Origin of the sequence: Acinetobacter sp. YH12063, assembly GCF_013419715.1 — a bacterium.
GTDB classification, from domain to species: Bacteria; Pseudomonadota; Gammaproteobacteria; order Pseudomonadales; family Moraxellaceae; genus Acinetobacter; species Acinetobacter amyesii.
In genome coordinates this window covers 217,128-238,089 of sequence record NZ_VOZO01000001.1, presented here as the reverse complement: position 1 = coordinate 238,089, position 20,962 = coordinate 217,128, and the positions used below count along the sequence as shown (strand labels likewise).

25 protein-coding genes are annotated in these 20,962 nt (G+C 42.1%); 13 read left to right on the top strand and 12 right to left on the bottom strand.

What is annotated here, in order from left to right; genetic code table 11:
• Positions 1-536 precede the first annotated feature (536 nt).
• Complete coding sequence (locus tag FTU12_RS16615; RefSeq protein ID WP_180113575.1) at positions 537-899, top strand: hypothetical protein; 363 nt, start codon at positions 537-539, stop codon at positions 897-899.
• 512 nt (positions 900-1,411) lie between these two features.
• On the opposite strand, the gene FTU12_RS01105 is transcribed toward FTU12_RS16615, so the two are convergent.
• Positions 1,412-2,020 (bottom strand): TetR/AcrR family transcriptional regulator, encoded by a 609-nt coding sequence (locus tag FTU12_RS01105; RefSeq protein WP_180113574.1) that lies wholly within the window; start codon positions 2,018-2,020, stop codon positions 1,412-1,414.
• 91 nt (positions 2,021-2,111) lie between these two features.
• Between FTU12_RS01105 and FTU12_RS01100 the strand changes: the two genes are divergently transcribed.
• Positions 2,112-3,773 carry an acyl-CoA dehydrogenase family protein gene (locus FTU12_RS01100; RefSeq protein ID WP_180113573.1) on the top strand — a complete coding sequence of 554 codons (1,662 nt, stop codon included), beginning with the start codon at positions 2,112-2,114 and terminating at the stop codon, positions 3,771-3,773.
• A gap of 194 nt (positions 3,774-3,967) precedes the next feature.
• The gene (locus FTU12_RS01095; RefSeq protein WP_180007142.1) at positions 3,968-4,168 is read left to right on the top strand and encodes a hypothetical protein; all 201 of its coding nucleotides are present in this window, start codon (positions 3,968-3,970) and stop codon (positions 4,166-4,168) included.
• Between the two features lie 22 nt (positions 4,169-4,190).
• On the opposite strand, the gene FTU12_RS01090 is transcribed toward FTU12_RS01095, so the two are convergent.
• Positions 4,191-4,352 (bottom strand): hypothetical protein, encoded by a 162-nt coding sequence (locus FTU12_RS01090; RefSeq protein WP_180113572.1) that lies wholly within the window; start codon positions 4,350-4,352, stop codon positions 4,191-4,193.
• 144 nt (positions 4,353-4,496) lie between these two features.
• Between FTU12_RS01090 and FTU12_RS01085 the strand changes: the two genes are divergently transcribed.
• Positions 4,497-4,658: a hypothetical protein gene (locus FTU12_RS01085; RefSeq protein ID WP_180113571.1), complete on the top strand. Its 162-nt coding sequence runs from the start codon at positions 4,497-4,499 to the stop codon at positions 4,656-4,658.
• Here the strand turns inward: FTU12_RS01085 and FTU12_RS01080 are convergent.
• The 3 genes from FTU12_RS01080 to FTU12_RS01070 all read right to left on the bottom strand — a co-directional run bounded on the left by FTU12_RS01080 (position 4,648) and on the right by FTU12_RS01070 (position 7,782).
• Complete coding sequence (locus tag FTU12_RS01080; protein WP_180113570.1) at positions 4,648-4,848, bottom strand: hypothetical protein; 201 nt, start codon at positions 4,846-4,848, stop codon at positions 4,648-4,650. The genes FTU12_RS01085 and FTU12_RS01080 overlap by 11 nt on opposite strands.
• Before the next feature lie 79 nt (positions 4,849-4,927).
• Complete coding sequence (gene ptsP / locus FTU12_RS01075) at positions 4,928-7,225, bottom strand: phosphoenolpyruvate--protein phosphotransferase (RefSeq protein WP_180005299.1); 2,298 nt, start codon at positions 7,223-7,225, stop codon at positions 4,928-4,930.
• 77 nt (positions 7,226-7,302) lie between these two features.
• Positions 7,303-7,782 (bottom strand): RNA pyrophosphohydrolase, encoded by a 480-nt coding sequence (locus FTU12_RS01070; protein ID WP_078192761.1) that lies wholly within the window; start codon positions 7,780-7,782, stop codon positions 7,303-7,305.
• 181 nt (positions 7,783-7,963) lie between these two features.
• Between FTU12_RS01070 and FTU12_RS01065 the strand changes: the two genes are divergently transcribed.
• The 3 genes from FTU12_RS01065 to FTU12_RS01055 all read left to right on the top strand — a co-directional run bounded on the left by FTU12_RS01065 (position 7,964) and on the right by FTU12_RS01055 (position 9,523).
• Complete coding sequence (locus FTU12_RS01065) at positions 7,964-8,620, top strand: HAD family phosphatase (protein ID WP_180113569.1); 657 nt, start codon at positions 7,964-7,966, stop codon at positions 8,618-8,620.
• Between the two features lie 92 nt (positions 8,621-8,712).
• Positions 8,713-9,186 carry a DUF2628 domain-containing protein gene (locus FTU12_RS01060; RefSeq protein WP_180113568.1) on the top strand — a complete coding sequence of 158 codons (474 nt, stop codon included), beginning with the start codon at positions 8,713-8,715 and terminating at the stop codon, positions 9,184-9,186.
• Between the two features lie 94 nt (positions 9,187-9,280).
• Positions 9,281-9,523, top strand: a complete 243-nt coding sequence (locus FTU12_RS01055; RefSeq protein WP_078189726.1) for a DUF2789 family protein — start codon at positions 9,281-9,283, stop codon at positions 9,521-9,523.
• Positions 9,524-10,141: 618 nt separating this feature from the next.
• On the opposite strand, the gene FTU12_RS01050 is transcribed toward FTU12_RS01055, so the two are convergent.
• Entirely contained in the window at positions 10,142-11,005 is an 864-nt protein-coding gene (locus tag FTU12_RS01050; protein WP_078189725.1) for a LysR family transcriptional regulator, read from the bottom strand.
• A 469-nt stretch (positions 11,006-11,474) separates the two neighbouring features.
• On the opposite strand from FTU12_RS01050, the gene FTU12_RS01045 reads away from it, so the two are divergent.
• Positions 11,475-11,684 carry a hypothetical protein gene (locus FTU12_RS01045; protein WP_180024477.1) on the top strand — a complete coding sequence of 70 codons (210 nt, stop codon included), beginning with the start codon at positions 11,475-11,477 and terminating at the stop codon, positions 11,682-11,684.
• Between the two features lie 128 nt (positions 11,685-11,812).
• Here FTU12_RS01045 and FTU12_RS01040 read toward each other — a convergent pair whose 3' ends face one another.
• Positions 11,813-12,049, bottom strand: coding sequence for a DUF2061 domain-containing protein (locus FTU12_RS01040; RefSeq protein ID WP_111884090.1), 237 nt, complete (start codon positions 12,047-12,049; stop codon positions 11,813-11,815).
• 358 nt (positions 12,050-12,407) lie between these two features.
• On the opposite strand from FTU12_RS01040, the gene leuC reads away from it, so the two are divergent.
• From leuC to leuB, 4 genes are all read left to right on the top strand, one after another.
• Positions 12,408-13,856, top strand: a complete 1,449-nt coding sequence (gene leuC / locus FTU12_RS01035; RefSeq protein ID WP_180113567.1) for a 3-isopropylmalate dehydratase large subunit — start codon at positions 12,408-12,410, stop codon at positions 13,854-13,856.
• A 99-nt stretch (positions 13,857-13,955) separates the two neighbouring features.
• Complete coding sequence (leuD, locus tag FTU12_RS01030; protein ID WP_078189721.1) at positions 13,956-14,606, top strand: 3-isopropylmalate dehydratase small subunit; 651 nt, start codon at positions 13,956-13,958, stop codon at positions 14,604-14,606.
• Between the two features lie 109 nt (positions 14,607-14,715).
• Positions 14,716-15,279: a hypothetical protein gene (locus tag FTU12_RS01025; RefSeq protein ID WP_078189720.1), complete on the top strand. Its 564-nt coding sequence runs from the start codon at positions 14,716-14,718 to the stop codon at positions 15,277-15,279.
• A gap of 41 nt (positions 15,280-15,320) precedes the next feature.
• Positions 15,321-16,400 (top strand): 3-isopropylmalate dehydrogenase, encoded by a 1,080-nt coding sequence (gene leuB / locus FTU12_RS01020; protein ID WP_078189719.1) that lies wholly within the window; start codon positions 15,321-15,323, stop codon positions 16,398-16,400.
• Between the two features lie 74 nt (positions 16,401-16,474).
• Here leuB and FTU12_RS01015 read toward each other — a convergent pair whose 3' ends face one another.
• The 3 genes from FTU12_RS01015 to infA form a co-directional block, all read right to left on the bottom strand.
• Positions 16,475-16,921 carry a hypothetical protein gene (locus FTU12_RS01015; protein WP_257227272.1) on the bottom strand — a complete coding sequence of 149 codons (447 nt, stop codon included), beginning with the start codon at positions 16,919-16,921 and terminating at the stop codon, positions 16,475-16,477.
• Positions 16,922-17,035: 114 nt separating this feature from the next.
• Positions 17,036-17,410: a hypothetical protein gene (locus FTU12_RS01010; RefSeq protein WP_180113566.1), complete on the bottom strand. Its 375-nt coding sequence runs from the start codon at positions 17,408-17,410 to the stop codon at positions 17,036-17,038.
• 148 nt (positions 17,411-17,558) lie between these two features.
• Positions 17,559-17,780 carry a translation initiation factor IF-1 gene (infA, locus tag FTU12_RS01005; RefSeq protein ID WP_001284370.1) on the bottom strand — a complete coding sequence of 74 codons (222 nt, stop codon included), beginning with the start codon at positions 17,778-17,780 and terminating at the stop codon, positions 17,559-17,561.
• Positions 17,781-18,011: 231 nt separating this feature from the next.
• Between infA and FTU12_RS01000 the strand changes: the two genes are divergently transcribed.
• A complete protein-coding gene (locus tag FTU12_RS01000) occupies positions 18,012-19,019 on the top strand; it encodes an AraC family transcriptional regulator (protein WP_078189717.1) in 1,008 nt (335 codons plus the stop codon).
• Positions 19,020-19,148: 129 nt separating this feature from the next.
• Here FTU12_RS01000 and truA read toward each other — a convergent pair whose 3' ends face one another.
• Entirely contained in the window at positions 19,149-19,946 is a 798-nt protein-coding gene (gene truA / locus FTU12_RS00995; protein ID WP_180113565.1) for a tRNA pseudouridine(38-40) synthase TruA, read from the bottom strand.
• Positions 19,947-19,962: 16 nt separating this feature from the next.
• A complete protein-coding gene (locus FTU12_RS00990; protein ID WP_180055674.1) occupies positions 19,963-20,925 on the bottom strand; it encodes an asparaginase domain-containing protein in 963 nt (320 codons plus the stop codon).
• Positions 20,926-20,962: the final 37 nt, after the last annotated feature.

The following is a 20,962-nucleotide window of genomic DNA, read 5'->3' as shown; positions in this document are numbered from 1 at the left end:
AACATTAAAGACATTATTTAATACTTAAAATAAGCTAAAAATACAGCTGAAGAAATATTGGCAAGTGGTCTAAGTTGTTTTAGAAAATTGTAAATAAATTCTTTATGGGGTGATGGTTGGCACACCTATCTTTATTGTTGTCAGGTCAGGTGTTGTCACTCCAGCGTGTATCGATTCCTACATCATATCAACATACTAGGTAACCTTACGTGATCGCATATCGTAGTTGAGGGGGTTAATGGCGAACCCATTTTGACCTCGGGATATATTTTACTCCCAAAAGGATAAGCACTTAAACAAGACTGGACCGTATTGGCATGAGCACATGGCACGACTCGTGTGGCTGATACAAGTGCTCCTTCAAGTGATTATACAATAGGCCTGTATATAGTTTGTAACTAGTCATAGATGGTGCAATCGACAGTTGTTTGAGGCATGGCTATGTAGTGGTTGCAACAGATTATCAAGGACTGGGTAAGCTAAAACTGCACCCTCATATGAATGTAGTCAGTTAAGTTTATAATGTGGTGCATTCTGTGCTTGCATTGCATTCTTGGAAGCCGAGGCAATTTAATAAAGACTGGATGGTGATGGGGCATAGTCAATGTGCTGCAGCTGCTATTGCGGTTGCAGCTCAGGGACAAAAAGATGCGCTTGAATTGAATCTTAACGCTGCAATACCCTTGGCACCGGGTGGTTATCAATATGAATGTATTGCTGAATACGTAGAAACCAATCCAAATCCAGATACCAATGTAGCGGCATTTTTCCCAATCCTGTTGTTGGGAGCAGCCGCAGCAGATCCATCGATCAATGTAAATCAACTGGTTAGTCCAGATATGCAGTCTTTATTAAATCAGGCCGTAAACGCTGTTTGTCAGAACTACAAACTGAGTTAAAACAAGCACCTCAGCCAATCTTTTAAAAAATTCAGACTTAAGGCCATCCCTAAGCTATTTAAAACGGCAGTCGATTGAATATATGACCCTAACCGTAACACTGATGTTTGTTTAAGGCGTCGCAGACCATTTGTCGATCACCTTGGTACTCAAAGTTATTACCAGAAAGTGTGCAAATAAAAATTGCCAGCAGTCTATCAGGCGATCCCAAATGGTGATCATCGGGGTGCATTAGGCCATAGTCCAAAATATACGGCTGAATTTTTAAGAGCTTACAACTGGCCAGCATTGCAAAGGCGTATAAATGAGATAAGTAAGCTAGCAATAAAAGCTTAACTTCTAAAGCACTTTTATTGACGGATGAACAAAGTGATGAATGATTTTCTTCTACCGTAAAAATGAATTTCCTAAATATCTAAAATAACTGGTTTAAGAGCCGGTTTTTTGTAAATAACATGACTTTATTTTATTCACCAATGCATTTGAAACGTCATTAGACTTGTCCGCGAAGTCTAATCGCGCAACATATGAATTATATCTCGCTTTAATTCATCCCATTCAGTAAAGTTGGGTACGATCAACAAGCTTTGCGACACAAAGCCATAACACACCCGTTGCATATTTAAAGCCATCGACTCGAGCTGTTCATCATCCTGTATAAACGGTTCAAGAATGCTTTGCCACATTTGCACCATCATGGCATAACTCTTACGGTAACTTTCAATATCTGAAATCTGTCGTTCCAACAAAAATACCTGCGACCATAAAAACTGCTGTGCTTGGATTTGCTCAATTTGAAAGTGAATAATTCGCTCTAAATACGCCTGAAACTCCAAATCTGTGGATAACTTGATCAAGCTTTGTGCATAACTTTTTAAGCTTTCCGCATTGTGCTTCACATGCAAATGAATGGTCAGCGCAATCAAATCTTCCTTCTTAGAAAAATATTCATAAAATGTCCCTAAGCCAACGCCTGCAAGGTCGGTAATTTCACGAATGGTAATTTTGTCGGCAGGGCGCTCATGCAAAAGCCGAACAAAACTGTCCTGTAAGGCTTCTTGGGTGAGCTTTGCACGTGATTGACGCGGCTTACGCCGTATTTGAATGGCTGAATTCTTCATATTGTTAAGCGCTGAAAACCGAACGTCTATGCTTTAAATTTTCTCTATACTGAAATGAAAAGCCAACAAGAACAAGTGGAAAATATAGACGATGAATATATTAGAACAGCCATGGATGACGCATCAAATCAGCAACCAATTTGATGAACTGGAAAACTACAACCTATTTTCCAGTGATACGGTTTTACATGAAATCTTAAAACGCTGCAGCAGCCATGATCAGCCGACTTTATGCGAAATGGGCAAAGTGGCAGGTTCGGGTGAATACTTTCAGCATGGGGCTTTAGCCAACAAACATACCCCAATTTTACATGCCTTCGATGCGCGAGGCCGCCGTACTGACTTTATCGAGTTTCATCCTTCATGGCATAAATGGATGGGACTCAACCGCCAGTTTGATACCCATGCACATCCATTTAATCAGCCAAATTCCAAGACAAAATGGGTGGAGTGGGCAGCACGTTTTTATTTAGCAGGTCAGGTCGAGTGCGGCAATTTATGTCCAAATTCAATGACACTCGGCAGTATTCCACTCATTCAGCGCGAACCTAAACTGTGGGCCAAAATTGGCGAGAAACTACTATCGACTGAATATGATGAACGCGATGTACCGATTGCGCAGAAAAAGTCGATTTGGCTCGGTATGGGCATGACCGAAAAGCAGGGCGGTTCGGATGTACGTGCTAATGAAACTATAGCTGTGCCTGTGGCAGAAACAGGACGAGGCAAAGCTTATTTACTCACGGGGCATAAATGGTTTTTCTCTGCACCGATGTGTGATGCGCATTTGGTGGTGGCAAAAACCGAACAAGATGGCTTGGCTTGTTTCTTTGTGCCGCGTTGGTTGGAAGATGGCACGAAGAATAATATTCAGGTGCAACGCCTAAAAGAAAAAGTCGGTAACCGCAGTAATTCAAGCTCGGAAGTCGAATTCAAAAATGCGTGGGGCATTATGATTGGTGAGGCAGGGCGTGGCATTCCAACCATTATTGAAATGGCGAATTACACCCGTCTGACCTGTTCGGTCGGTTCGAGCGCCATGCTGCGTCAAGCTTTGGTGCAATGCATTGCCTATACCCGTCAGCGTCAGGCTTTTGGTAAACATTTGATTGAACAACCCTTAATGCGTGCAGTTTTGGCAGATTTGGCTTTAGAGAGTGAAGCAGCGACGCAGCTCAGTTTCCATTTGGCGCAGTGCTATGAATCGGATGATACTTTGTCTGTGGCATGGAAACGCATCATGACCCCAGCAGCCAAGTTTTGGATTTGTAAGCGTGCGGTGGAACTGACAGGTGAGATGATGGAAGTCTTTGGTGGTAATGGCTATGTCGATAACGGCATCATGGCGCGCATCTTTAAAGAAGCACCTGTGAATACCATTTGGGAAGGTTCAGGCAATGTCATGTGCTTGGATGTGCTGCGTGCGATTGGACGTGATCCTGAGTCCATCGAAGTATTATTTAAAGATCTCGCTTCAACTGCAAGCACAGATGAAACCCTACAAGCTGAATTACAAGACCTGTTTAGAATGTTCCATCAATCACCTGAAGATTTACAATTTATGGGGCGTAGCCTAGTCAGTCGCTTAACAGTTTTGGCACAAGCAGTTTTACTGAAACGCTATGCGCCTGATTATGTAGCAAATGGTTTTATTCAAAGCCGTTATAGCGCTAAACACGGGCAAGTGGTGGGGATGTTGGATGCCAAAATGGTCGATGTAGAGCGTTTGTTGGAACGGGCTTTCGCAAGTTAAATACAATGTATTTCCCTCTCTTAATGGGAGAGGGTTTTGGAGATGGGAATAATGTGGGAAAACAATTTTTTATGGACATGGGACTAACTACGCTGTATCAAAAAGCCATAGGAAAGTGCTTGAAAAAATCTAAAAATAGACCAATATATGCACTACAGCACGAAGGTGCTGTATAGGCAAAAAGGTGAATGCAAATGGCAAAGAAAAAAGTCCTGCCTGAAGTTGAAGTTCGCAACTTTGTGGCAAAATACATGAACGATTTTAACAAAAGCCAAACTTTTGTAGATCGAAAGAAAAATGCAAAACGCGGCTATGCAAAGCACAAAAAAGGGGGATATTCGAATGATTATCTCCCTTTTTATTTCAGTGTATTTTTAAGTTTTCTAGTACGTTAAATTATTCTGCGTCAACATCTGCTTAAACAAATTCCGCATCATATTCCATACGTTTCGCTGTTTGCTTTGCAATCTCTAGGCCATGCAATTTGGCCACAATATAAAGCGATGCATTGATTCTCGAAGAAATTCCCGCAGCATCTAAGACTTCAACTTCGTTGAATAATAAGATACCGACGTTCATTCAGATGGTTCCATGCGGGATTGAAAACATTGGTTTTGAGTTGCAATGTAGGGCTATGAAACATATCTTATTTTGAAAATAAGTCTTCAAACATTTTGTTGAATGAGGATTTTTGTTGCGGTCTAGACGCTGTGCTTTGATGTTTTGCAGCATCATTGGGTTGCTGGAGTACGTGTTCCACTTGACTGGTCAATTGCTCAAACCATGTTGAGTCGCTGTGCTGCGTCTGATTTAGCTGTTTGGCGTGCTGTGCAGCCAGTACCGATGGATCATTTTTACCTAAGCGGCGCTGTTGTTACGCAGTAATTTCTATACCGAGTAAGGGGGGAATACGAGAGCGGCTGACCGGAGCTTTGGATTTTGTTGGCTTGGTTGGGCGTATATTGACTTGTTGTGCTTGGGACGGTCTAGGTCGAGTTGAGGATACTTTTTCAATCGGTGTATCGTGTTGCAGCTCTAACATTTTTTGTTTGAGTTGCGGATGGATCTTTGTCATATAAAAGGCAATGGCGACAAAAGCCAGAAAAAATAAAAAATCCATCATCACCTCATTTTATTATTTTACATGAGTGTTCTTAAGCACTCACGATTCGGGTTGCCGATTTCACCATATCACCAAGACCATGAGTCTTGAAGTAGTACTCCATCATGCTTTTCACCATCAGTGGATTATTCATGCTCAAAGCACGATCCAAGAGCTCTTTTGCATCTGGCATCGGCACATGGCAGATGGCTTTACGGACTTTGAGGATATTACTCGAACTCATCGATAGGGTATTAAAGCCCATTGCCATCAGTAAAATGGCTGTGAGTGGATCACCGGCCATTTCCCCACAAATACTAATCGGCTTGTCGTATTTATGGCATTCTTGCACCAAGCGAGTCAGCGCACGAAGTACGGCTGGGTGTGAGTGTGAATAGACATTGGCAACCCGTGGGTTATTTCGGTCTACCGCCAATAGATACTGGGTCAAGTCATTTGAACCGACCGAGAAGAAGTCAACCAATTCTGCAAACTCATCGATCTGTAACAGCACACTCGGTACTTCGACCATGATGCCGATTTTTGGCTTGGTAATCTTCACCTGTTCTTCTTCTTGCACCGCTTGCCAGTCACGATCAAGCAAATACAACGCTTCTTCGACTTCGCTGACACTGGTCACCATCGGCAGCAAAATATGCAAGTTGTTCAGGCCAATACTGGCTTTGAGCATGGCACGAATTTGGGCTGAAAAAATCTCAGGATGATCGAGAGTAAAGCGAATTCCACGCCAACCCAGTGCTGAGTTTTCTTCTTCAATCGAGAAATAAGGCAGGTCTTTATCTGCACCAATATCGAGGGTACGCATCACCACGGGTTTATTGGCAAAATGACTCAGCTGTTGACGATAAATAGCGCGCTGTTCTTCTTCACCGGGGAAGCGATCACGCAGCATAAATGGAATTTCAGAACGATATAGACCGACACCTTTGGCACCACGTTGTACACCGCGAACCACATCGATCATCAAGCCTGTATTTACAAACAATCGAACTGCAACACCATCTGGGGTGATGGCATCTTTGGTTTCGTATTGTTTCAGATCTTTGGCAATTTGCTCTTCTTCTTTTTGAATCTCTTTATAGCGTGTGCGTAAACGACGAGGGGGATTGATGAATACACGCCCTTGATGTGCATCGACAATCATTTCGACATCATCGAGGGTATTAATCGGCAGTTCGGTCACGCCGACCACGGTTGGAATGCCGAGGGCACGCGCCACAATCACCATGTGTGAGTTCATGGCACCTTCGGTGGTCACAATCGCCGCGATTTTATCGACAGGGAGTTCAACTAAGGCAGCCGTAGAAATTTCCTCACCAATTAAAATGCTTTCATCGGTGATTTCACGGTGACTGGCATCTGCTTCTTGTAAAAAAGCCAAGATACGACGCCCCAGATCTTTTAAGTCTGAAACACGTTCACGGAGATAGTCATCTTCCATCTGTGCAAACAGCGCAATGTGTTTATCAATGACAATGCGTACCGAACCTTGTGCCCAGTTACCGTCACGAATTTCACTTTTGATTTCTGCGGGGAGGGCATTGGCATCGAGCATCCGTAAGAACACGCTAAATAATGCCCGTTCTTCGGCCATGAGGGCATCTTGCATCTTTTCATCGAGGGACAGAATTTCTTGACGAACTGCGTCTATGGCATTGTCGAGTAATTCGAGTTCTTCACTGATGTCATCGGCTTCACGATCGGGGACTGAAGCCAAATCAGCAGGTGGATATAAGATGACTGCACGACCTAGCGCAATACCGCCTGAACCTGAAATGCCTTGGAAGGTTTTATAGGCAGGGAGGTTGTTTGGTTTACGAAAGACTTCGATATTCCCGACGGCATGTGCATGGGCAATCACCCCTGAAAGTTGAGCGCATAGGGTCACGAGGAAGGATTCGGCAGCTTCGCTAAAGTCTTGAGGTTCTTTGTTTTGAACCACTAAGACGCCCATCACTTTACGGCGATACATTACTGGAACACCGAGGAAGGAATTGTAAATTTCTTCCCCAGTTTCTGGCAGATACATAAAGCGTTCGTGTTTGGGTGCATTGTCTAAGTTGACGATTTCTTCACGCTGTCCAACTAAGCCGACCAAACCCTCACTGGTATGCAAAGAGACATGTCCAACGGCTTCAGGGTTTAAACCCTTAGAAGCCATCAGTAAATAACGATGATTTCGCTCATCAAGCAAGTAGATTGAGCAGACATCCACATGCATGGCTTCGGCCACTTGATTGACCATAATGTCTAAAGATTCATGCAAACTGGCCGACGCATTAATCTCTTGGACTATGCGTCTTAATGTATCCAGCTGCATGTTCGACATCGTGTCTGCTCCAAAATTTATTCTGCTTTATTTATAACAACACTCATCCTAAAAATCTGCATCCATTCTGCAAATTTTTACGGCTTTTGTGGAAGCTGACTGCACAGTTCCACCATGGCTTTACGATATACATCGCGTTTAAAATTCACCACTTGTCCTAGTGGGTACCAATAGCTGACCCATTGCCATTGATCAAACTCAGGTGGATCTGACAAATCAAGCTGAATATGCTGTGCTGAAGCTGTCAGTTTCAATAAAAACCACTTTTGCTTTTGACCAATACAAACGGGGGCTGAATCGGTACGTATATACCGATGTGGCAAACGATAGCGCAACCACCCTTGGGTTTGTGCTATCACCTGGACGTGTTCGGGCAGTAAGCCAACTTCTTCTCTCAGCTCACGGTAAAGTGCCTGTTCGGGGGTTTCTCCATGTTGGATACCTCCTTGTGGAAATTGCCAGGCATTGTGACCAATGCGCTTTGCCCATAAAACTTGTCCAATGTCGTTTGCCAAAATGATCCCGACGTTGGGTCGGAAACCTTCTGAATCGATCATTTGGCTACCTAAATATTGTGTAATTTATGACTTTGCTCACGGGGACGTTTATTTCTGTGTCCATCTCGAAAAAGCAAAGTGTAAAAATGTTAAAATTGTTATGATCTTAACGAATTTCTATCGACTAGCGGAGATAGATTTACAATTTTTTTCTTAAATTTCAGCTTTTACGAGTATTTTCATGAAATTGGCACTGTTTGACCTTGATCACACCTTATTAAATACCGACTCAGACCATTCTTGGGGGGAGTTTTTGGTCAATGAAGGCTTGGTTGATCCAATTCGTCATCGTGCCATGAATGACAAATTTTATGATGATTATAAAAAAGGCCAGCTTGACCCGATTGCCTATAACGAATTTGTATTTGAGTTTTTAACCCAACATGACAATGCCTACTTAACTGAGTTACATCAGTTGTTTATGAAAAAAGTTATTCGTGCGCAAATGCGTCCAGAGGGCTATGCTGCCATTCAGCGCCATCAAGATGCAGGGCATCAATTGGTCGGGATCACCGCAACGTCTGATTTTATTACCGCACCGATTTTTCGTGAATTCGGCATTACTGAAATCATTGCGACCAATGCCGAAGTTGTGAATGGTAAATATACAGGTAAAGTAATTAATACTCCGTGCTATCAAAAGGGCAAATTAGTCCGTTTGAATCAATGGTTAGAAGGTCGTGATGTTACAGAATCTTGGGCTTATTCAGATTCAATCAATGATCGATTCTTATTGGAATATGCGGATCATGCAATTGCAATTAACCCAGATGACCGTTTAGAAGTCCTTGCAAAAGAACAAGGTTGGGACATTCAAGACTGGTCAATTCAAGCCTAAAGATGAATAGGAAAAAAAGCATCTTGAGATGCTTTTTTATTTGATGTTCTTTTGATTAACCCTCGACTCACTTATTTGAACTATCGCTCCGTATGCAGACAGAAGCTTCTTTTAAACATTTAATTCAAATCTTTATTGGGCCACGTGCTCAATCTTATTTAAAGTTCATTGAACAACAAGTTGGACAGAACAATGGTCTGAGTTGGGCAGGGCTAATTTTTGGACCCTATTGGTTACTCTATCGAAAGATGTACCGCTATTTCTTCTTATTCTTTGCGGTTGGTTTTTTGATTAGCATGTTGGCACTCATCATCGGTGTGCCTGAACAAGTCTTGATGGGGCTGTCATTGATTCCTAACCTCATACTCGCTGGGATCGGAAAGCGGCTTTATAGCGATTTTGCTGTGCAAAAGATCAAAGCCTATATGCAGCAGCCGAAATATAGTGAACAGGTGTTTGCTGAAGAAGGAGGAGTGAACTGGGGGCTGCCTTTATTGTTGGTATTTATTCAATCGGTCGTGATGATTATGCTCAGTTTGCCTTTTATTCAATTTTCACCGCTATAGAATTCTGTAATTGAGTGCGTGTTCGTTCCGTGTTATATCCTTAAAACAGAAATTTTGTATCCATAAACAATAAGTTTTAACACGGAGAATGACAATGAGTGTACGTCCACGCATGACTCATCTATTTGAACAACTGGGTTTAGATTCGAGTGAAGACGCGATTGCTTTATTTATCGTGACGCATCAACTCAGTGCCCAAACTAAAATTACCGAAGCAGATTATTGGACAGATGCTCAGCGCCAGTTCTTGGCCGAAAAAATTAAGTCAGATGGTGAGTGGGCGATTATTGTCGATCAATTGAATGAATCATTACATGAAGATTCATTGACGAAATAAAACCGACAGGTCTTCTTTTGTTTTTTTAATGGGATCGGCTGAAATAGGTGATCCCATTTTTACTGAAAAACTGATGTTACGTACGTAAAAGTTATTTGTGTTTTTAAAATGATTTTTAAGTCTATTCAACGAAGTCTTACATCTAGGAATTGAATAAATTGATTGGCCTTCGGCTGGAGGTACTTTTGTTTCGGCAAAAGTACCCAAAACCATTGTCATCCGCAAAACTCGTTCACTACCGTCTAATTATTCAAAGTATCGCAAAAACATTTTTGATGAGAAGTAGTCCTATCTCAAACACTTGCGGATGACCTTGCCGCGTATCGTTCTTATATTTGAATCAAATTGCACTTCTGATGTTACTGTATAACATCAGTGAAAAGAGGTTGAACTTTCACAATAAGTAAGAGCATCTATTGCTGACCTAGAGCCAAGCTACAAATATTGATGGCAGATTTGAAGGTCACTGCATTGTCTATGATGACTATTCAACAAGGACTGTTCAACACTTGGCTAATCAAATCATTCGCTTTTTCTAGATGCTTAAACAGATGAATATAAAAAGCCACCATAGCGGTGGCTTTTTTAACGATTAAATATTGTAGGCAAAAAAATGAATTAGATGTGTTTCATCAATTCAACCAGCTTTTGTGCAGCAAGTGACTGAGTACGGCCTGGGTGCCATACCATGCCCAATTGACGATTCATGTTTGAAGGTAAATTCAGTTGTTTTAAATCTTGGTTCAATAAGGTTTTAGGAAGGACTGACCAACCGAGACCAATGGAAACCAACATACGAATCGACTCAAGTGAGTTATTGCTCATGGTGACTTTTGGTTTTAGTCCATACTTTTCAAATTCAGCCAAAGTAATTTGACTGGTATAGGTTTGCGCCGCAGGCAAAAGACTTGGGTACTGGATCAAATCTTCTAAGGTTAAATGCTCAACTTGCGCCAAAGGATGGAAAGGCGCAACCACGAATACCAGTGGATCATTCCATGTCGTGATGTATTTTAAACGGCTGTCACCTTGTGGCGGTAAAGTCAAAAATGCCAATTCTAAGTCACCTGCCAAAACTTGCTCATGGGCCTGTTCAGAATCAACAAAGTGTACATCTAAGGTCACTTCTGGAAATTGCTGTACGTATTGACGCAAATGCGCTGGTAAATGGTGTAAGCCGATATGATGGCTGGTACCAATTTTCAGTTTACCTTGAACCTGACCTTGCTCATGGCTGAGCGTATGGTGAATATCGCCCAACTCATTCAGCCAGCTTTTTACTTTTGGCAAGAGAGAGTTTGCCGCATGCGTCGCTTGAACACCACGACCCGCGGATTCAAAAAGTTTGACACCGAAGTATTCTTCTAAACTGTGAATACGCTTGGTCACAGCAGGTTGCGTAATGAAGAGCTGATCTGCTGCCAAAGAGATCGAACCAGTTTCCATGACTTTTACAAAGGCTTCAAAGGCTGCGAGATTCATCTTCATTCCTATAAAGAATTTTTATGCGTAGTCTCATTGTTATAATATTTTAAGAATAAATCAAAGGAAAAGTTGTATCTTTTGATTTAAAACTAGGCGTTCAAGCCAGATGACGCTTTAAATCTGAGGGGATTTTCAGGGTTCAATAGTGTTATTTGAGTACTTGGTCACTGCATGATTTAAGATTGGGCTGTGACATTTTCAGCTCAAATGCGCTGTTACAAAGTTATTTTTTAAACCGAAACCAGAGTTATGCATAATATAAAAAATACAGGGCTGGAAAGTAATTCAACCGTTTGAATTAAAGAGGAGCGATGACGTTTCTTTTTAATTCAGTATTGAACTAAAACAAAAAAATGAACTCAAGTTTTGATGGCTTGGGGAACATACTTTTCAGTGAATAATTATAGCAACAGGTACAGTCATGGCTGCATCGATTAGCAATGTTGTACCTCACAGGGAGAAGGCGATGGATATTAAACACATTAAAAATTTATTGGATATTTTTGAAGGGACAGTCGAAAAGCGCTGTGCGATATATGAAATCGCAGATGATGAAGACGACGAAAACCGTGCAGCTGCCGAGTGTAATGCGGCAAAAAACAAACTAATTCTTGCGATAGAACAATTGGTTGAGGCGCATGATCAGCTGGCCTTACAGCAAAAAACCAAGCTTTGATGTTCTGTCTACAATTGAATCTATAGGATGAAATGAATAGAAAGTTAAAGTGGATAGAGTAAAAGAACGTTTTAAGGTCATTAAAAAAACCACCGTTATGGTGGTTTTTTACAAGGAGCAGGATTGGATTAAGCGGGGATATTTTCCTCTACAGCTTTATCTTTCTTTTCCCAGACTTTTTCATGGAAGAAAAAGGCAACCGCTTGAACAGTTGGTTCAAGTAAACTTAATGTAATGGCCATTGCAATACTGCCTGTCACGTAATAACCAACCAACATCGCAACCGTGATATGCATGATGTAATAGCTCAAGGTTTTTTTGAACATGCGCTGATTATTTTCGACGAACTTGTTAATGTGTGCCATGAAAAAGCTCCTTGTTAAATTGATAAATCTTGGCAATGATTTAATAATAATGATTCTTATTTGCAATGTAAAAGAGAAAATTCGATTTATGATCATTGAATTTTTAAATTACTGTTTAAATAATGGCAGACAGTGAACAAAAAAGTCGGAGAAAATTCTAAAGTTTCATCTGCTGAAAGTATTGAAGTGAGCGTGTTTTAAACGCATTAATGGTCTTTAAAATGTAGCGGAAATCAGCAGTTAAATATCATTCCTATAAGTTTTTAAACTAATAAAAATGATAAATTAGATTTATGTGAATACGTGGTTATAATCGATTTAACGAAAGAATTTACCCAGTCCAGTGGAGCAAATCGACATGGCAGGCGAAACCCAAAAAGCGGAAACCCAAATAAAAAAAACCTTGTATGACAAATTGTGGGATGACCATCTAGTAAAACAGCGAGATGATGGCTCTTCATTATTGTATATCGACCGTCATTTATTGCATGAAGTGACTTCTCCACAAGCCTTTGAAGGGCTACAACTTGCAGGTCGTAAACCGTGGCGTTTAAGCGCTAATGTTGCAACGCCAGACCATAACGTACCTACGTCTACTAAGGAGCGTGCTGAAGGTATTGCAGGTATTGAAGATGATACCTCACGTATCCAAGTGCAAACTTTAGATGACAACTGTAAAACTTTTGATGTTGCCCAGTTTGACATCAACGATGTACGTCAAGGTATTGCGCACGTGGTGGGGCCTGAACAAGGTTTAACCTTGCCCGGTATGACCGTGGTATGTGGTGACTCACATACTGCAACGCATGGTGCATTTGGTTGCTTGGCTCATGGTATCGGCACATCGGAAGTTGAACACGTATTGGCGACTCAATGCTTAGTTCAAAAGAAAATGAAGAATATGTTGGTGCGTGTTGATGGTCAATTGGGTCAAGGCGTAACTCCTAAAGACGTGGTTTTAGCGATTATCGGAAAAATCGGTACGGCGGGTGGTACAGGTCACGCGATTGAATTTGGTGGTCAAGTGTTCCGTGATATGTCGATCGAAGGTCGTATGACGGTATGTAACATGGCGATCGAAGGTGGCGCGCGCGTGGGTATGGTGGCTGTCGATGACAAAACCATTGCCTATGTGAAAGACCGTCCGTATGCACCGAAGGGCGAACAGTGGGATGCTGCAGTAGAATATTGGAAGACTTTAGTGTCTGATGAAGGCGCGCATTTTGATACTGTTGTGGTGTTGCAAGGTGAAGAGATTGAGCCACAAGTGTCTTGGGGGACTTCTCCTGAGATGGTGATTCCTGTATCTCAAGCAGTGCCAAATTTAGAACAAGCTAAAGATGACGTACAGCGTAATGACTGGACACGTGCATACAACTACATGGGCTTAGAAGCGGGTCAGGCATTGGCTGATATTCAATTAGACCGTGTATTTATTGGTTCATGTACCAACTCACGCATCGAAGATATTCGTGCAGCGGCTGAAGTGGTCAAAGGCAAAAAAGTGGCGGCATCGATTAAACAAGCCATGGTGGTGCCGGGTTCAGGTTTAGTCAAAGCACAAGCAGAAGCAGAAGGCTTAGATAAAATCTTAATTGAAGCAGGCTTTGAATGGCGTGAGCCGGGTTGCTCAATGTGTTTGGCAATGAATGCCGACAAATTGCAACCGGGAGAGCACTGTGCATCAACGTCTAACCGTAACTTCGAAGGTCGTCAAGGTAATGGTGGTCGCACGCATTTGGTGAGTCCAGCAATGGCAGCAGCTGCGGCAATTGCAGGTCACTTTGTGGATGTGCGTACATTCTAGTTTAAGCCCTCATCCCAACCTTCTCCCTGAGGGAGAAGGAGTTCCCTCTCCTTTTAGGAGAGGGTTAGGGAGAGGTCACGGATTCAGTGAGAAATAAACATGAAAAAATATACCGTTGAACAAGGTATCGTTGCACCATTAGACCGTGCCAATGTTGATACAGATTTAATTATTCCAAAACAGTTTTTGAAATCTATTAAGCGTACAGGCTTCGGAGCCAACTTATTTGATGAGTTGCGCTATTTGGATGAAGGCTATTTAGGTCAGGACATTTCAAAACGTCCGATTAACCCCGATTTCGAATTGAACAAACCGCGTTATCAAGGTGCGTCGATTTTGATCTCTCGTGCAAACTTTGGTTGTGGTTCGAGCCGTGAGCATGCGCCTTGGGCATTAGAAGAATATGGTTTCCGTACTGTCATTGCACCAAGCTATGCGGATATTTTCTTTAATAACAGCTTTAAAAATGGCATGTTGCCAGTGATCTTGTCTGAAGAGATCGTAGATCAGTTATTTAAAGAATGTGCTGCATCTGAAGGCTATCAATTAACCATTGATTTGGCTGCGCAAGAAGTACGTACACCGAGTGGTGAAGCATTTACATTTGAAGTCGATCCATTCCGTAAACACTGCCTATTGAATGGCTTGGATGATATCGGTTTAACCTTACAAGCTGCCGATGATATTCGCGCTTATGAAGAAAAAACCAAAGCATCTCGCCCTTGGGTATTTGCAGAAATTAAAGCTTAAGTCAGTGTCACTGTAGAACTTCTTAGTAGTCAGTCGGCTTAAGTCTTGCTAATATCAGGCGAAACAAAATTTATACGTTAGCCAGAATTTATCAGGTTGGGTTCGAAAAATGAAAAAGTTCTTCGGTCAGCTGGTTGTAACGGGAGCGCTGTTCGCAACGCTCTCTGCCTGTCAAAGCTTTGACACGGCACGCATTAAAAATGTGAAAGAAACTGAAAGTACAAAAAATAATGCTCTGATTTACTGTGCAGGTACAGCGCATTGTGAATTTGAGCGTTTTGATCAAATACAAGTGGTTGATCCAAATAATCAACATGTACAACGTGCTGCGATTAAAGCAGGCATTGTACGGTTGAATGGTCGTTCATTGTCTGAGCCTAATCCTTTGTATTTGTCTGTACCTTCAGGTCAGCATGAAGTCGTGATTCGCTATTATCCAATTTCTCAGGAAAAAGCAGAGCGCTTGCATGTCATTCACAACTTTAGGTCCAAACACGAGTACACCTTTAAAATGTACCGTGAGCGTTCAAAAAACAGAGGCAGTTTACTAGATAAATCTGCGCCTGATCCGCTCTGTGTAGACTTAAAGCAAGGTGCAAAAACAATTCGACGTTTCTGCCGACCGTACAATGTCCTCACAGGACTTGGTGAGTTTGTAGAAAAGAAACTTTAAATCTGACTGGTAATCAAGCCAGCGTATAAATGGAAAGACTCATGTCAAAACATATTTTGATTTTACCAGGTGATGGTATTGGTCCTGAAATCGTGAAAGCGGCTGAACAAGTGCTGACACGTGTAAACGAGAAATTCAACTTAGGTTTGACTTGGGAACAAGGTCTTTTAGGTGGTGCAGCGATCGACGCGCACGGTTCACCTTATCCAGATGTAACAGCAGCACAAGCGAAGACTGCTGATGCGATTTTATTGGGTGCAGTGGGTGGTCCTAAGTGGGATACCATTGAGCGTTCAATTCGTCCAGAACGTGGCCTATTAAAAATTCGTTCAGAATTAAATTTATTTGCCAATTTACGTCCAGCAATTCTTTATCCGCAGCTTGCAGATGCGTCGAGCTTAAAACCTGAAATCGTAGCAGGTTTGGATATCTTGATCGTACGTGAGTTAACTGGCGGGATCTATTTCGGTCAACCACGTGGTATTCGTGAACTCGAAAACGGTGAAAAACAAGGTTTCAATACTGACGTATATGCAGAATCTGAAATCAAGCGTATTGCCAAAGTTGCTTTTGAAATGGCGAACTTACGTGGTGGTAAAGTGTGTTCAGTGGATAAAGCCAACGTGCTAGAAGTGACTGAGCTTTGGAAACAAACCGTAACTGCGTTAAAAGAAGAGCAGTATCCTGAAATTAACTTGTCTCATATGTACGTTGACAATGCTGCCATGCAATTGGTCCGTGCGCCAAAACAGTTTGATGTAATCGTGACAGGTAACTTGTTCGGCGATATCTTGTCTGATGAAGCGGCGATGTTAACCGGTTCTATCGGCATGCTGCCATCGGCTTCTTTAGATGAAAATGGTAAAGGTATGTATGAACCTTGCCACGGTTCAGCACCAGACATCGCAGGTCAAAACATTGCGAACCCATTAGCAACAATTCTGTCTGTTGCTATGATGCTACGTTATACCTTCCGTGAAGAAGCGGCGGCAAAAGCAATTGAAGATGCTGTAGGTAATGTCTTAGATCAAGGCTTACGTACAGGTGACATCATGTCAGAAGGCAGTACTCAAGTCGGTACTGTTGAAATGGGTCAAGCTGTAGTTTCTGCATTGAACTAATGGCGAATCAAAAAACGCAGCGTTTATGCTGCGTTTTTTTGTGCCTAGAAATTATAAACCCTAGAGTTGATGCCCTAACAGGTGCGACCAGTTAATCGGACATCAGTTGCAATATTATGCTTTATGCGAAATTGAATAAGGCAGTTTAACTCCACCTCATAGCGTGTATTTCCACTAGGAATCGGCACAGCAGCACCGCTGCCCATGCCCATCGCAGGATTTTCCGCCATCGGTAAAGGAATACTAATCGGGCGTGTAACACGATAACGAAGGTAGTCTGAACTGACCTCTACGGGAGAGGTTCTTTGATAGCCGAGTTTGCTGAGATTAAGTTCTGCTTGAATCGTTTGGCTCGATTGACCAATAAATGAGGCTAAATAGCGTTCACGTTCAACGGAGGATATCGTTGATGTCGTGGTACAACCAGCCAACCATACAATGCTTAGAACGCATCCTATGCTCAATATTGGGCGAATAAAATGCTGATCTTTGTAAACCTGATGTTCTAAAATAAATTCCATGGGTCAGTTCCTCACGAAATAAATTCAGTTTAGTCGGTTCGGTCTGTATAACACTGTAGTCATTTGATACACGGTCATCCGAGCAAGATTAGCCTCTAGTATTCTCATGTAGGATCAACAAGCTTTACCAACATAGTTAATAGATTCAACTATTTGATTGCGTAATTTGAACTCGATTTTACATTCCATATCGACAGTGACACCACCTTTAGACGGCGTTGGGATAGGGGCGCCCATGGCTATACTGGTGCCGATATTTGGTGTACCAATCGGGATTGGCATCGAGCGTAAAATGGTATAGCTAAGTTTTTCGTTGCTTTGTACGGGTGCTCCCATCACTTTATAGCCCAATTGACTCAAGTTGAGCTCTTTACGAACTTGATCAGCTGGCTGTCCAATATAGTGTTGTAGGGATTGATTGAGTTGCTTTTGGCCTGTCGTGGCGCAAGCAACACAAAAGATAGCACCGACTAATCCTAGATGTTTCATATGATTTTATGTCCTTATATTTTGAATTTTATAATCGAATTTTTATGTTTTTAAACTGTAAAGCAAATTTGCAGTCAATTTTTATCATTGTATTGAAATAAATACAAAAAAAGCCACTGATAAAGTGGCTTTTTCGCTTCGCTAAAACTTAGCGCGCACGGTAAGTGATACGACCCTTAGTCAAATCATAAGGTGTCATTTCTACTTTAACACTGTCGCCAGTCAAAATACGGATATAGTGTTTACGCATTTTGCCAGAGATGTGAGCAATCACTTCATGACCGTTTTCTAAACGTACACGGAACATAGTATTAGGAAGCGTCTCGGTGACAACGCCTTCGAACTCGATGAGTTCCTCTTTATTGGCCATAGCCTACCTGAATGAATAAATTAGCAAGGCGCAAATTATAGTCAATTTTTTTTCAGAATACAAGCCGTAAAAGGCTTTGAACTGATCGACTGTCAGTAAAATAAGCGAACAATTTAGTTAAATATTTTCAACAAAAAATGTGCAGTAACTGTTGTCAGTTTGGTCAATCGCAGTTAATCTAAAATCAATCTTTTTAGGTATAAATGAAGTACATACAAGGAAGGTTCTGGAGTGGGTCAGCTAACTGATGCATCTGTTGTGTTGCGTTTAGGGTATCAAGCGATTCGTCGTGCCGGATTGCCAACAGAAGAAATTTTAACAAAAGCGGGTGTGGCATTAAATCAGGTTGAAACCAATGACCGTACCCCATTGAATGCACAATTTGCATTCTGGGTGGCTGCAGAAGAAGTCAGTAAGGATCCTGATATTGGTTTGCATCTGGGTGAGCATTTGCCTTTATATCGAGGGCAGGTGATTGAACACTTATTCATTTCATCTGAGAATTTCGGTGAAGGTTTAAAGCGGGCTTTGGCGTATCAACGCCTCATTAGCGATGCCTTTCATGCGCAATTGGTGATTGAAGATGACCGCTGCTATTTGACCAATGGTCATCAGCCTTGGGCAGAAAATATCGTGAATCGTCATTTTTCTGAATGCGCGATGTCGGGTGTTTTGCGTTTCTTTAAGTTTATTACTGAAGGGCGTTTTCAGCCAATTTATATCGACTTTAACTTTAGTCAGGGCGCGCCAGATGATGAGTATTTCCGTGTCTATGAATGCCCTGTGAGTTTAGGGCAGAAAGAAACCCGATTATATTTTGATCCGGCTATTTTAGAGTATCAATTGTGGCAGGCAGAACCTGAGTTATTACAATTGCATGAGCAGTTAGCGATTGAAAAACTTCAGGAGTTGGCGCGTTATGATTTGGTTGGTGAAGTTCGCCGTGCTATTGGTTCAACGCTTGAAAGTGGTGAAACCACACTCGAAACGGTCGCTGCACAGCTCAACATTACCCCACGTCGTTTACGGACTCAGTTGTCAGAAGCCAATACCAGTTTTCAGCAAATTTTGTCAGACTATCGCTGTCGTTTAGCTAAAAAATTATTAGCCAATACCAATGAAAGTGTGGAGCGCATTGTGTACTTAACGGGTTTTTCTGAGCCAAGTACGTTCTATCGCGCATTTAAACGCTGGACCAATGAAACGCCCGTGGAATACCGTAAGCGGAAGCAGCGTTAAGGTTGATCTTCGATAAAATCCTTCCCTAAACAGAATCCCCCTTTTTCAAAGAGGGATTTTCATTTTTAGAATCTGGCAATGACGGAAATGAAACACCCTCTCTGTGAAAGTGAGGTTGGGAGGGATTGTTTATTCAGGCATATTTAGCCAATGTGGTCCTAACGGAACTTGAGGAAGTTCAAACTGAGCTGGATAGTCTGCATGGATAAAATATAGTCCATCGGGCGGTGCGGTGACACCTGCTGCTTTACGATCTTCAGCCGCAAAAATATCGTCAATATGGTCAACTTCATACATACCTTGCCCAATTTCCAACAAACAGCCCATGATGTTACGCACCATGTGATGTAAAAAACCATCAGCCTGAATATCTAGGACCAAGTAACATCCATGTTGGATCAAGCGACAATGACTGACATGACGGACAGGTTGATTAGACTGACATGCTGCGGCACGGAAGCTTTCAAAGTTATGGGTGCCTTCAAATTTGGCAGCTGCACGTTGCATTTTCAGCACATCTAATTTTGCATAGACATGGGTCACTTGCTTGTACAGTAAAGCTGGACGCTGTGGATTGTTATAGACCACATAGCGATAACGACGCGCTTGCGCCTTAAAGCGGGCATGGAAGTCCTGATCCATTTCCTTAATCCATTGGATGGAGATATCACGAGGTAATTGGCTATTACTGCCCATTAACCATCCACGAATGGGACGAATCGCCTGAGTATCGAAATGTGCCACCATATTGGTTGCATGGACACCAGCATCTGTTCGGCCAGCACCGTGCAACATGATTGGCTCATTGGCCACTTTACTGAGGACGGTTTCAATGGTTTCTTGCACGCTTGGTACGCCCGGTTGCTGAGTTTGCCAGCCCTTGTATTGCATGCCACAAAACTCAATCCCAATCGCAAAACGTTGCATAGTTACCTCAAATGACTTAATCGTTCCAATGCGCAGTCCAGTCTGCGGCACTGCCGTATTGTAAATACATTTTCAAACATTTGGCATAAAGATCTGCATGACCCAAACAATTGCTCAGTAATATTCCACTATCTTTGACCCAGTCACTGACAGCATAGCGCTGATCTATACCGCCATGAACAACCTGTGTACTTAAAATAATTTTGCAATTTTTTTGTTGTATAGCCTTCAATATATTGAGTAATTCAGCATCAACGGCAATGTTGCCTGTGCCAAAACCTTGCAGAATTAAAACGTCTGGAGTGTGTGTAAGTAGAGCCGCTAAATTTTGACTGTGTAGCTTGGTTGCAATCGGTTGCAACATCCAATTCAGGCAATTGAAATGAGCCGCTTTGTCTAAATCATTGGCTTGAACAATATATGGCGATGTAAGCGTTGAAAGTGGCTGTGTGGCTGGCAGCCCATCAAAGGCTTTCAGATCGGTTGTATGTACTTTTAGTGCGGATTGAGCATGCATCAGTTGATGATGAAAGGCCAAATAAACCCCAACACTCGATTGATGTACCGATTCCAATGCAAAATTTAAATTGTCGATGGCATCGGTAAATTCACGGGTGTTGTCACCAGCCACATTAAACAGCGGATATTGGCTGCCTGTAAGCACGATATGAGCAGACTGTGCCATAAAGTGTGCAAGTACTGCGCTGGCATAGCTAAGCGTGTCTGTGCCATGAATAATTACGAAATGCTGAAATTGTTGTAATTGTAAACTTTGAATTTGTTGGATCAGTGCCAGCCAGTCGGGTGCAGTACAAGCACTACTGTCACGAATGACAGGTGCAACAAAACATTCAATGTTTAGGTGTAGTGGCAGCACATGCTGTAATTTAGGTAAAAACGCATTCGCTGGCATGGGGCTTAACGGTTCACCGATACAACCGAAGGTACCACCCATATAAATAAGAGCAATTTTTTTCATCATAAAAAAAGCAGCCTTGAAAGACTGCTTTAGTTTA